This window comes from Pseudomonas sp. F3-2, assembly GCF_038804275.1.
Taxonomy (GTDB): Bacteria; Pseudomonadota; Gammaproteobacteria; order Pseudomonadales; family Pseudomonadaceae; genus Aquipseudomonas.
Genome location: NZ_CP152388.1, coordinates 1,095,744 through 1,108,891, shown reverse-complemented (window position 1 = coordinate 1,108,891; position 13,148 = coordinate 1,095,744). Strand labels below are relative to the sequence as shown.

General features: G+C 58.4%; 7 protein-coding genes. 6 read left to right on the top strand and 1 reads right to left on the bottom strand.

Annotated elements, in window-relative coordinates; genetic code table 11:
- Positions 1-33: 33 nt before the first annotated feature.
- The 6 genes from AAGQ88_RS05050 to AAGQ88_RS05025 all read left to right on the top strand — a co-directional run bounded on the left by AAGQ88_RS05050 (position 34) and on the right by AAGQ88_RS05025 (position 11,923).
- Positions 34-2,442, top strand: coding sequence for an RHS repeat-associated core domain-containing protein (locus AAGQ88_RS05050; protein WP_342654593.1), 2,409 nt, complete (start codon positions 34-36; stop codon positions 2,440-2,442).
- Between the two features lie 243 nt (positions 2,443-2,685).
- Positions 2,686-4,209: a fumarate hydratase gene (locus tag AAGQ88_RS05045; protein WP_093461653.1), complete on the top strand. Its 1,524-nt coding sequence runs from the start codon at positions 2,686-2,688 to the stop codon at positions 4,207-4,209.
- Positions 4,210-4,545: 336 nt separating this feature from the next.
- Positions 4,546-5,595 carry a hypothetical protein gene (locus AAGQ88_RS05040; protein ID WP_342654592.1) on the top strand — a complete coding sequence of 350 codons (1,050 nt, stop codon included), beginning with the start codon at positions 4,546-4,548 and terminating at the stop codon, positions 5,593-5,595.
- Positions 5,592-8,231 (top strand): hypothetical protein, encoded by a 2,640-nt coding sequence (locus tag AAGQ88_RS05035; protein ID WP_342654591.1) that lies wholly within the window; start codon positions 5,592-5,594, stop codon positions 8,229-8,231. The genes AAGQ88_RS05040 and AAGQ88_RS05035 overlap by 4 nt, the downstream gene beginning before the upstream one ends.
- A 47-nt stretch (positions 8,232-8,278) precedes the next feature.
- Complete coding sequence (locus tag AAGQ88_RS05030; protein ID WP_342654590.1) at positions 8,279-9,280, top strand: hypothetical protein; 1,002 nt, start codon at positions 8,279-8,281, stop codon at positions 9,278-9,280.
- 108 nt (positions 9,281-9,388) lie between these two features.
- Positions 9,389-11,923, top strand: coding sequence for an RHS repeat-associated core domain-containing protein (locus AAGQ88_RS05025; protein ID WP_342654589.1), 2,535 nt, complete (start codon positions 9,389-9,391; stop codon positions 11,921-11,923).
- 30 nt (positions 11,924-11,953) lie between these two features.
- Here the strand turns inward: AAGQ88_RS05025 and AAGQ88_RS05020 are convergent, their stop codons facing one another.
- Positions 11,954-13,111 carry a phosphatidylserine/phosphatidylglycerophosphate/cardiolipin synthase family protein gene (locus AAGQ88_RS05020; protein WP_342654588.1) on the bottom strand — a complete coding sequence of 386 codons (1,158 nt, stop codon included), beginning with the start codon at positions 13,109-13,111 and terminating at the stop codon, positions 11,954-11,956.
- Positions 13,112-13,148: the final 37 nt, after the last annotated feature.

Here is a 13,148-nt window from a genome sequence, read left to right as displayed (position 1 = left end):
ACTTCTCGGACATCACCTCCAAGGATTGGAACCATGAATGCTCCTCTCATCATCGGTCGTCAGGCCTTCGACGGCCTGGGCCGTCAGTTGTCAGTGCAAGCAGCGGGCTGTCTCACGCGCTTCCATTATGCGAAAGGACAACTTCCGCCGTCAGGCAATACCCTGGCCGACGGCACACACGTTGAGTTCACCTACGAGCCGGAATTGAACAACCGCCTGCTCAGTGTCACCCCTCGCGACGAGGCGACGCAGCGCATCACCTACCACCCGATGGGCATGCCGGTTTCGGCAAGCGGTGCGCTGGGCACCGAGTCGTTCAGCTTTACGACGTCCGGGCAGCCTGAGGAGGACATCTGGACGGTGGACGAACGCCACCACCGCACCCAGTGGCATTACTCGCTGAACGGCACGCCGCTGGGTTTCGTCGATGCGTTGGGCAAGGTTCACCGCCGCCGATTCGACGCCTTCGGTCGCGTGCAGGAAACGCGGGTGGGCGATGTGGTGACCCGCTATCGATACGACGCGCTGTCTCGGCCCGTCGAAATGATCGTCGACGACCCGGACAGTGCAGGATCGTTGATGACCACACTCACCTACGACAGCCTGGGCAGGGAGCACACACGCACATTCACGGCCGTCACGCATGACGGCGAATCCACGACATCCACTCAGACACTGGGCTATTCGGCGCTGGATCAAATGACCTCGCGCGCCTGGGTCGACGACGCCGGAACGGGCGCGGAAACGTTCACCTACGACGTCAGAGGCCGCCTGACCGGTTACGCAGCAGACGCGCAAGTCGCCCCCGAGGATCCGTTCGGCAATCGCATCGTCAGACAGACCTTCACCTTCAACGCGCTCAACGGTCACGAAAAGGTGGTGACCCTTTATGCTGACACCAGCGTCGATGAGGCGCGTTTCACCTACGCCGCCAACAACCCGGTTCAAGTGGTGAAAATCAACCATACCCACCCGGCGTGGCCCAAAACGGTGACGCTCACGTACGACGCCCGTGGTCGGGTCATCAGTGACAGCCTGGGCCGTCGCATGGTCTGGAACTCGCAAGATCGCCTGGTCGAAGTGCACCACGCGAACCGCTCCTGCCAATATGGTTACACCGCGCATGGCCGCTTGGCCGATCGCACCGTCGATGGCACGCTGAGCCGCAGTTTTTACAGTGGCGAGGAACTGACCCATGAAACGACCGGAGGCGTCAGCCGACAGTTCTGCTCAGGTGAACTGGGCCTGTTCGCAGTCAGCAAGGTGACCGCCGGAATTCGTCAAACCACCCTGCTGGGTGCGGACGCGCAAGGCAGTATTCGTCTGGAGGCCGGACATTCGGTGCGCACGCGCCGCTACGGCGCCTACGGCGTCGAGCCACAGGATGAGGCAAGCGTACCGTTCGGCTACGCGGGTCAACGCCATGAGCCGCTCACCGGATGGCAGATTCTGGGCGACTACCGCCCATACGACCCGGTGCTGATGTGCTTTCTGAGCCCCGACAGCGAAAGCCCATTCGGCAGGGGCGGCATTAACCCCTACGTTTATTGCGCGGGTGATCCGGTCAATCGGATCGACCCGGATGGACACAGCTGGGTGAATTACGCGCTGGCAGGGGTTGGCCTGGCGATCGGTGTTGCGGCAGCGGTGGCCAGTGTGGGCGCTGCAACGGCCGTCATCGGATCACTGTTTTATGCCGGCTACGCGTCGCTGACTGCAGGTTCGGTGATGATCCTCACCGCCGCGACGCTGGATGTGGTTTCGATCGCGACAGGGGCTGCGTCGCTGTTAATGGAAATAGCGGGCTGTGACAAAACCACCACTGGCGTGCTCGGCTGGATTTCGCTGGGTACTGGGGTCGCCGCAGGCGCATTGAGCGGAGCTGGTCAGCATCTGGCCAGAGCCGCGTCGCGCAAAACTGCATTCCCGTCTCCCACGCTTCGCAAACAAGCACACGCTCATGTCATCTGGGAAAGTGGTCCTGGCGGACACGACGTGACGTTCTATGAACAGCTATGGGGGACCAATAATCTCAAAGCCTTTGAAACCCATGGTACACCAGGTGGCCATCTGCTTAACGCAAAGGGGGTCTTCGAGTCAGCCGGCACCGTTGCCAAACGCGAAATCATGCCGCGGCTGGTCGGCTATGAACACCATCGCCCGTTGGTACTGCTGGCGTGTGAGGCGGGGTCCAGTGGCGCAGCGCAGCAGGTTGCCAATGTCTTACGCAGGCCTGTAATTGCATTTGACGAGATCATCTACGTCGGTCAGACAGGCGAACTGCAGTGGTTTTTCCACACTGCCGGGCGTCATGGCATCGATACCAGTCTTCCCTTACAGAAAATCCCTTTTCTAAAACGTCTGATTGGCGCCAGAGGGCCAGGTTACTCGAAAGGACAGAAATTTGACCTGGCAACGCCCGGCGTCTACCTCCCTGTTTGAACATTCTCCTCAACGCGACCCGTGGGCCCGGAACGAACCCTGACCGCTCGGCGCCCCTGCCCATTAAGACCAATGTTTACCCTGCGGCAGGGTGTCGCGTCGGCGGTCAAGCGGTATACTGCCGCGCCTTTTCCTGCCGCAGCGCCCGAGCGGTAGCCGAGCCAAGGCCGTTTGCGCGATTGCCGATCGCATCCTGCGCGAACCGCCCTACATAATGTTCCCGCCTGATAGAGGAGAACGCCCATGACCGTGATCAAGCAGGATGACCTGATCCAGAGCGTCGCCGACGCCCTGCAGTTCATCTCCTATTACCACCCCGTCGATTTCATCCAGGCCATGCACGAAGCCTATCTGCGTGAGGAATCGCCCGCTGCCCGCGACTCCATGGCCCAGATTCTGATCAACTCGCGCATGTGCGCCACCGGCCATCGTCCGATCTGCCAGGACACCGGCATCGTTACCGTATTCGTACGCGTGGGCATGGATGTGCGCTGGGATGGCGCCACCATGAGCCTGGACGACATGATCAACGAGGGCGTGCGTCGCGCCTACAACCTGCCGGAAAACGTCCTGCGTGCCTCGATCCTCGCCGACCCGGCGGGCGCTCGCAAGAACACCAAGGACAACACCCCGGCGGTCATCCACTACTCCATCGTCCCGGGCAACACCGTGGAAGTGGACGTGGCGGCCAAGGGCGGCGGCTCCGAAAACAAATCGAAGATGGCGATGCTCAACCCGTCCGACTCGATCGTGGACTGGGTACTGAAAACCGTCCCGACCATGGGCGCCGGCTGGTGCCCGCCTGGCATGCTCGGCATCGGCATCGGCGGCACCGCCGAGAAAGCCGCGGTCATGGCCAAGGAAGTCCTGATGGAATCCATCGACATCCACGAGCTCAAGGCTCGCGGCCCGTCGAACCGTCTGGAAGAAATGCGTCTGGAGCTGTTCGAGAAGGTCAACCAACTGGGCATCGGCGCCCAGGGCCTGGGCGGTCTGACCACCGTGCTCGACGTCAAGATCATGGATTACCCGACCCACGCTGCGTCGCTGCCGGTCTGCATGATCCCGAACTGCGCAGCCACCCGCCACGCACACTTCGTGCTCGACGGTTCCGGTCCGGCTTCGTTGGAAGCGCCGCCGCTGGACGCTTACCCGGAAATCGTCTGGGAAGCCGGCCCGTCGGCTCGCCGCGTCAACCTCGACACCCTGACGCCGGAAGAAGTGCAGAGCTGGAAGCCGGGCGAAACCGTTCTGCTCAACGGCAAGATGCTCACCGGTCGCGACGCGGCGCACAAGCGCATGGTCGAGATGCTGAACAAGGGCGAAACCCTGCCGGTCGATCTGAAAGGCCGCTTCATCTACTACGTCGGCCCGGTCGATCCGGTCGGTGACGAAGTGGTCGGCCCTGCAGGTCCTACCACTGCCACGCGTATGGACAAGTTCACCCGTCAGATCCTGGAGCAGACCGGTCTGCTGGGCATGATCGGCAAATCCGAGCGCGGCCCGACCGCTATCGATGCGATCAAGGACAGCAAAGCCGTTTACCTGATGGCCGTGGGTGGCGCTGCCTACCTCGTCGCTCAGGCGATCAAGAAGTCGCAAGTGCTGGCATTCCCGGAACTGGGCATGGAAGCGATCTACGAGTTCGAGGTCAAGGACATGCCGGTCACGGTCGCCGTCGACAGCAAGGGCGAGTCGGTTCACATCACAGGTCCTGCCATCTGGCAGAAGAAGATCAGTGAAAGCCTGGCGGTGGAAGTGCAATAAGCGCAAACCGTCAGTCAAAAAAGCCCGGCCTGTGTGCCGGGCTTTTTTCATGCGCGCGAACGGCCTGCCTGTTTTACTGATTAGACCGATTCGAAATGAGCATTATCTCCAAATTGGATAGCTCATAACGCTTCGCGATAATAAGACCGACTGCTTAACTCCCTTTTTACACCGTCAGCGCTATTCGCTATAACGCCACTGCTGGCCGAAGCACAGTGGCTATTAACTTTTTTAGCTCTACAGCGCTCGAACTTTCTCTGCCGAGACAACTTAATACTGCCCGCCAAAAGAATGCTAAGGTTGGTTTAATAGCAGTCCTGACAGGATGATGCAGTCATGGAAAGACCCAATGAAGCGGCCAATAGGCATGGAGATATCACTGAGTGGCTTAGCACTTTCAAAATTGAAGTCAGCTCAACAAATTCTGGGCTGTACGGCAACGGCTTACAACAAGTTGAAGTTACGCTGACCGTCGAAGCGGTGGAAGAAGAGATTATTACAGAGGAGCAACTGAAGTCGCTTACGCTCGTTTACCTCGATGCCGAAGGCAGTTACATACCGCTTCCCGATCATAGAACTGAAAGCTTTGACTGGTTTGCCAGCTTGACGCACGACGAGCGTTTTGCCTACTACGAAGGTTCGGGCAGAACTCACGTGACTTCCTCCCCGCCCTCTTCCGCCAGCAGAGCCGAGCTCACCAAGAAATTTTACGTGAGCACAGTCGCCTTGGGAGGCAGTGAGATCACGCTGCGCGCCAGGATCAGCAAAACAGACAATGAACATTACGTCACCGAAGACACCTTTGATTCAAGTGTCGATCTATCTTCCGTATCCGTCCCGACTTATTCCTTTCCCGACGACTACAACTGGGCAATTACCTGGCAGGACGGAGGCCCTCCTGCTAGCGCTTTCGTAAACGAATGGTCGCTTTCTACCAAGCAGGATGTTCTCGTTTATGCTGAGGCACGCGATGATAATCCGGACGGGATGATCAAATGGCAGCGCAATGCTGTAGATGAATTCGCAGCGTCGAACGTCGGCGTCGCTTATCCGAGCGATACAAAATTCCGATTCAACCCGGCTATCGTAGTCGGAGCCGATTTTTATGAACGCCGACATGAAGAGGTCAAATCAACTAACAGTCATCAAGTCGTCGTTGTGCTACAGGCCGATAACTTGATCCCTTACTACGACGGGGGACTTTTGCATCAAGGCCCTTGTCGGGTACTGGCCTTTGACAAAAACGGGAATAGCCATGAACTGGAGTTTTCGTTTGGCCAAGGTACTGCGTATGAACAGCGCACTACGCTACAAGTCAACGTCGTCTCCCCCGCTCACATCGAACATCGGTTTGCAAAGCCTTCTGATGGAGCCGTGAAAAGATGATAAGCGACGTGTCCCGGGCGCTTACCAGCGCACGCCTCGAAATCCCCGGAGGCCTCTATTCCCAGAGCAACAATTTTCTGGGGGTCGTGCAGTCTGCCGTTGATCCTCGTACGGGTCAGTTCAATCTTGCTATTACGTTACCCGCCGTACACGCCAATGACCTGGGTGGCCCTTCGTTCGCCTTGACCCTGTCGTTCAGCCCGTTGTCATCGTTGCAAGATTACGGTTATGGCTTGGGTTGGTCTGCTCTGGTATCAGCACTCACGCTGAAGATGGATATGGCATTTCTGACGCTGTCGTCCGGCGAGCACTTCTCTGTGGATCGAGACGCCAGCGGCGGCGCCATCGGCAGCGAGTTGGTATTTGCCGATCACAAACTCAAGTCACGGAAGGTGACCAAACTCAGCGCCGACAGCTATCGGATGGACAGCAAATCGGGCGAAGTCGAGATCCTGGAGCGGCTTGGTGGGGAAGGCGCTTTTCTGTTGCGGGAAATGCGATCACCGGAAGGCCGCAGGATGTTTTTCGCCTGGCGTCCGGACGGTAAGGGCGGACACAGGCTGTCCAGTATCTCCGACGCGAGCCGAACCTTACTGGAGATCGAGCGTGAAACCGGCCGGGTCCATTTTGTGTTCGACCCCGGTTCCGAGTCTCCTCACACCATTGAGCTGAGGCTGCTCAATAGTCAGCTTTCAAACATCATGCTGCCAGGATTCGAGTCGTCATTTCATATCACGTATGAACTGATCGACCTGGGCGCCGAACGGGACTTTCTCTTTCCCAAGCAAACCACCAGCCCCCTGGGGGCCACAGACACGATCACATGGAGTTCGCGGAACAACGCGCATCAACTTCCCACTGGCGCGCCCGTCGAATACGTACCAAGGGTGGTGGCATGGAAACAAAGCACAGGCGCTTCTGAAACGACTTTGCATCACAGCTACAGATGGATCGGCAATACCAATCACTACGGATATGGCAGTCAGGCCGGCTTTGTGTGGGATGAAGGCCGTGACAATCTCTACAAAGTTCAGCAGAACTATCAGTACTCGGTTGTGGAAACGTTGACCGACAAGGCGGGAACGACGCTTGTCACCATTACCCGGCAGTGGAACCGATTTCATTTGCAGACCCGCGAGAACACCGTCCGGGGGCAGGCGCAGGTTCAGGTCAGCACTGTGTACCATGACGATCCGGACTTGAGCTGGGAAGCACAACCGGCGTACTGCCAATTGCCTCATATAGTCACCACGACTTATTACCAGGATGCGCAGAATCAGCGCAGCGAGGCCATCGAGTACCGCTATGACGATTACGGCAATGTGATTTACACCCGTTTTCCAACGGGCGTGATCGAACAAAGCCTCTATCATCCGGCAGAAGGCTGTGATGACGCTCCGCAGGATCCGTTGGGCATGGTGCGATTGCTCAGCAGGAAAACCACGACACCCGCCGACCACTCGGCGCCCACGCTGTACACCACTTATCGTTACGAGAATCTTGCGTCACTGCTGCCCGGAGAATATCCCCGCGCCGTGGTGGTTGAAGAGCAGAGCTGGAACCAAGCCGAGGGCCAGCTGCTGGAACGCACGCTGCAAACGTACATACGCGGGAATGGGCCGGACTACGGACGACTCGATACCTCGGTGACCCACCTCAACGGCCGGGCTACGACCACTCGATATGTGTACACCACGGAAGCAGATCGGCTTCGCACCCAGATGATTATCGAGGGGCACGACTTCGACCCCAACCGTCCGGTCAGTCGATCGATGACGTCTGACAGCCGTTCATTGTTCACTGGCCAGACCCTGGATGAGACAAGCCCCGCAGGCGTTGTCACCAGTTTTCGATATGACCTGCTTGGTAGAATCATTCAAACCGTCATCGCCGAAGGCTCCGAGTACGAGGCCAAACGCACTTGCGACTACCACGTGGCCGATGCCTTCGTAGACGCCAATCGCCCCAGAAACCTGGCGACGAGCGTCGGGCTCGAAGAAACCGACGCTTCGGGTCAACGTCGGCGAACGTGGCTGGATGGAAAAGGCCGTGTCGTCGCTGTCGAGCTGGAAGACCTTGACCACGCCGAAGGCACGTTCCGCGAAATTTCGCGTACCTCATACGACCCATTAGGCCGCGTGATCACGCAAACGACTCTTGAGTGGCTCGCCGACGGCACCAAAGCGTTCGAGTTTTGCACCCGGACAGCTTACGACGACTGGGGAAACGCCTGCTGCATGACCTCTCCCTCAGGTGTCATCAGCCATCTCATCCATGACCCGATCAAAATGCGCACCGTGCAGTGGGAGCAGGCCACCTCCGGCAAACGCACCGCCAAGCGAGTGACCCGCAGCAATGTGTCCGGCAGCACGATCCGGGAAGACATCTTGGACGATCAGAATCAAGTGGTTCGCGCGACTGTGTTCAAGCGTGACGGCCTGGACCGAATAGTGGAACGTCGGATCAAGGTATCGAGGCAACAAGACATCGTCACGCGGTACCACTACGACAGTTACGCCAGAGTCGTCGAGCAGGTGCTGCCGGACAACACGCGGGTTGCCTGGACCTATGCCGCGCATAGCGATGGCGAACACCCGGAATCGGTCAAGGTTATTGAGGTCAGTCTTGATCGTTAGTTTCCCGTCCCGAAAGACAAAACGCACACGAAACAGAGGGAGTCATCATGGCCAGGATTATAGGTTTGAATCATTTTCAGATTAAAGGCAATGGATCACCGGCGGATCAGCATGAATGTAAGGTGTACAAAAATGGCCGGCAGCAGTTTCAAGTTGATATCGTTATCGAGGCTTACGCAGAAGGTGGAGTTATTGTTCCGCTGTCCAAGGATCAGTTAGAAAGCGTAAGGCTTATCAACTATGACAGCGGTGCTGTCGTGGATAGTCAGTTTTCCCGAAGCGCAACAAAAAATGTGTACGAATTTTATGGCGCTCCCCCTCCGTCTCGCACTGGCTCGGTCAAGCAGAACATGAGTGCCATTACATTTTTTATGTCGGTGCCCGCCTCAGCAAACTTTGCTCAAATGCAGATTGCAGCAGAGATCACTCTGGATGGCGCAACGTACCGAACCAATGCGCGCGACTCTGCACCTGGGGGCCACGTCGACAAAGGGAAATTCAACAGCTCCATTCTTGTCGCTCCGCTGGCTGCTTATTTACTTTCGGCTCGAGACTTCTGGATCGCATATCTCGGACACATTGGTTATGGCTACCCCGCTGGGGGCAGCGGCGACAACAGATACTTTTTTCGCTGGGAAATAATGTTCAGAAACGCGAACTTTCGCATACTGGGCTCTGACATATCTGATACTGCCTATCCTACTAACTGTTTTTCCCAATTCGTTCGAGCTGGTGGTAACAAGGACACGAGACATTGGGCATTGCCTGTTCGCGGAGTGGGTCAGCGGGCGGATTTAGGTGCCGCATTCGAGGGAACCAACATTCACGATGTTTTCGTGTTGCCGTACGACAGGCATGGCGCAGCTTACGCGATCCATGAAGAGGCGTCGTGGCTGGCGGACCAACGCTACACCTCTAAAAAAATCATGTATATCGACCAAAACGGTTGTGGGCATTACGTCTACCTGCTTCCCAACAACAATGGCACCACTTTCCAATTGTCCGACACTGCCACTGGCGTATTAGTCGATAGTGGTGCATCCATGTAGCCCATCATCGTCACCATCACCTCGCCTGACATCATTTTACAAGTGGAAGTGCTGACCGCTGTTCATCTGGATAAGTTGCGGTCAGAAACGAGCGGCTAGGAGGATTGTATGTTGACGCTGGGCCAGCAAACCTTCGACGGTCTGGGCCGACAACTGACTGTAGTTGTCGGCGGCCGCACCACTCATTACGAGTATGTGGCTGAACAACTTCCACCCAGCGCCAATGTGCTGCCCGACGGCAAGCGGGTGGAATTCACCTATGAGCCGAAGTTGGAAAACCAGCTTCGAACGATTCAGCCAGCCAACGAAGCCGCCAACAGCATTGCCTACGATCGGCGACTGGGTCTGCCCAGTTCCCTGACTGGCCCTTCAGGCACCCAAGTCTTGACGTATACCCTCTCAGGGCTGCCCAGAACCGGCACCTGGACGGTCGACGGCAAAGAACATGTCACCACGTGGCATCACACGCTGGGCGGTCTGTTGAAGGGATTCGCCGATGCTGACGAGGTGCAACATGAGCGAGACTACGACAGTTGCGGTCGCTTATCGAAATTGACCACCGACGGCATCACGCGCGACATCACCTACGACGAGTTCGACCGGCCCGGTTCATTCACTGATGTCGACACGACTTCCGGCAATCGTCTGGTGCAGACACTGACCTACGATGCCCTGGGCCGCGAGCACACGCGCACCTTCGACATCAGCGTGAAAGGTTGCGGCACGCGCAACATCGTTCAGACCCTTGTCTACTCAGCGCTCGATCAAGTCATCTTTCGTCAATGGCGAGACGGCACTGAAACCGGCGAGGAGACATTTGCCTACGACAGCCGTGGCCGTCTCATTCGTTACACCGCCAACGCAACCGCCGCCCCGACCGACCCGTTCGGCAACCGGGTCGTCGATCAGGTCTTCAAACTCAATGCCGTCGATGGCTACGTGGAGATCAGCAGCACCTTCATCGGCGGCGAAGTTGATGTCGCGACATTCGAGTACGCTTCGATTGTCGACCCCACTCAAGTGTCGAGCATCAGCCACAGTCACCCTTCATGGCCGACCCAGATAGATATCGCCTACGATGACTGCGGCAGAGCGATCAATTACCGCTTCCCCGCCACAGCCACACGCCCTGCCCTTGATCGGACGCTGACATGGGATGCACAGGATCGGTTGGTCAAGGTCGACGACCAGACCACGACGTGCGACTACCGCTACAACCCCAGCGGTCAACTCACCGATCGGGTGGTCGATGGCAGGCTTACCCGCAGTTTCTTCAGCGGCAGTCAGCTCACCCATGAACGAACCGGTGATCAGACGCTGCGCCTGATCGGGGACGGCAACGCGCTGTTCGCGCAAACGAGGATGGCGGCTGGCGTGCGTCAGGTCACCACCCTGCTGGGCTGCGATGCTCAGGGCAGCGTGCGCCTGGAAGCAGACAACGCAGTGCGTACCCGACGCTATTCGGCCCACGGCGCGGAAGCCGCCAATGACGACAACAGCCCGTTTGGTTATGCCGGCGAACGCCGCGACACCTTGACTGGCTGGTACATGCCGGAAGGCTATCGTCCTTACGACCCGATCATCATGGGTTTCCTGTCGCCCGACAGCGACAGCCCGTTCGGTCAGGGCGGCCTCAACGCCTATGCGTACTGCGCAGGCGATCCGGTCAACCGCATCGACCCCAGTGGTCACGGCTGGGTCACCTGGCTGGTGGCCGGCATCGGCATCGGATTGGGGGTGATCGGCACCATTGCCACGTTCGGTGCCGCTGCTCCGGCGTTTGCCGCACTGGCAGCAGGCGGCGTTGGAGCGCTGACTGCCAGTAGCGCCATGGCCATGACCGCCGCCACCATGAGCGCGGTATCGCTCGGTACCGGGATCGCCTCAACCGTACTGGAAGCCACCGACAAAGACAGCAAGGCCGCCAGTGTCTTGGGATGGGTTTCCTTGGGCACCGGATTAGTGGGGTTAGGGCTGGAAATGGCGCCCAAGGCCGCGGCCAAGCTGAGTGCCCAGCTGGGCCGTTCAGCAGGACGCGCCGCTAGCAAGTCCGGACGAGGAGCTTCCTCAGCCCGGTTGTCTGCACCCACCCGCTCAGGCAGCTCAGGCAGCTCAGGCAGCTCAGGCAGCTCAACCACCCTGTACGAAGCCCGCCCTACGGCATACAAAAATGGAGCGATTGAACTGGGCAGCCATGATGTCGTATTTCACGCAGACTGGTTGGGCTCTGGAGTGGCAGCCTTCGAGACTCATGGCAGTGGAGTGGGCAAGTTGATGAACAGTAACGGAATAATGCGTCCCGCCTCGGAAGTTGCTCAGATGGACATTGCGCCTGCGCTGCGTAATGTCGGCTATCCAGACGACAAAGGAATAATTTTGTTAGCCTGCGGTGCAGGAAAGTCCGGCGCGGCTCAAGACGTTGCCAACAGTCTGAACAGGACCGTTTCTGCGTACGATAAAATCATATGGACCGGTCACCCCAAGTTCGCAAATACACTAGACGTAGGACCGGGAACAACCTCTTTGCCTTTGTCTAAAGTTTCGTGGCTGGACTGGTTTCTAGGATCGAGCGGGAAGTTCGGACCGCGTTCAGCGTTCGATGTAGCAGCAGCGCGGCTGTATCGACCCAATAACATCGTGTGAAGCCAGATACGGGCTCTAGACACACACGGATCAGCCCCGCCGATCCAGCGCATTGACCACCAGCCGATCCACCCATCCCCACACGCGCTGCTTGATGCGGCGCCAGAGCGGACGGGATTGCCAGTCTTCCAGGCTGATCTGGCTGCTGACGGCGAAATCCCGGGTGAAACTGGCAACCACGTCCTGCGTCAGTTGCGCGTCGAGCGCCTCAAGATTCGCTTCCAGATTGAAGCGCAGGTTCCAGTGGTCGAAGTTGCAGGAGCCGATGCTGACCCAGTCGTCCACCAGCACCATTTTCAGGTGCAGGAAACACGGCTGGTACTCGAAAATCTTCACGCCAGCCTTGAGCAAACGCGGGTAGTAGCGATGGCCTGCGTAACGCACCGACGGGTGATCCGTGCGCGGGCCGGTCAACAGCAGTCGCACATCGACTCCGCGCGAAGCGGCACGGCGCAACGCACGTCGAACCTTCCAGGTCGGAAGAAAGTAGGGCGTGGCCAGCCAGATGCGTTTTCTGCCGGTATTCAGCGCGCGAACCAGTGACTGCAGAATGTCGCGATGCTGACGGGAGTCAGCATACGCGACTCGCCCGAAACCATCGCCCGCCACCGGCGCCTTTGGCAGCCGGGGCAATCCGAAATTCTCCGCCGGGCGCCACGCTCGGCGACGATTGTTGGCATGAAACTGACGGTCGAACAGCGCCTGCCAGTCGATCACCAGCGGCCCGCGAATCTCCACCATGACTTCATGCCATTCGCTGGTGTCCTGATCAGGCCGCCAGAACTCGTCCGTGACCCCGGTCCCGCCGACCACTGCAAGTTCTTTGTCCACCAGCAACAGCTTGCGGTGGTCACGATAAAAGTTGCGGATGCCGCGACGCCAATGCACGCGGTTATAGAAACGCAGAATCACCCCCGCTTCGGTCAGGCGATTGCGCAGACTGAGTGTGAACGCGAGGGAGCCGAAATCATCGAACAGGCAGCGCACAATCACGCCGCGCTTCGCCGCGTCCACCAGCGCCCGAACCACGGCCTCGGCGCAGGTCCCCGCCTCCACCAGATACAGTTCCAGCTCGACCTGCTGCTGCGAACTATCAATAGCGGCGATCATGCGCGGGAAGAACGCCGGCCCGTCTATCAACAGCTTGAACTGGTTGTCATCGCGCCACGGAAAAATAGCGCCCCTCATGTGCGACGCGCCTTCATGGGCGAAGCACCGCCACCTG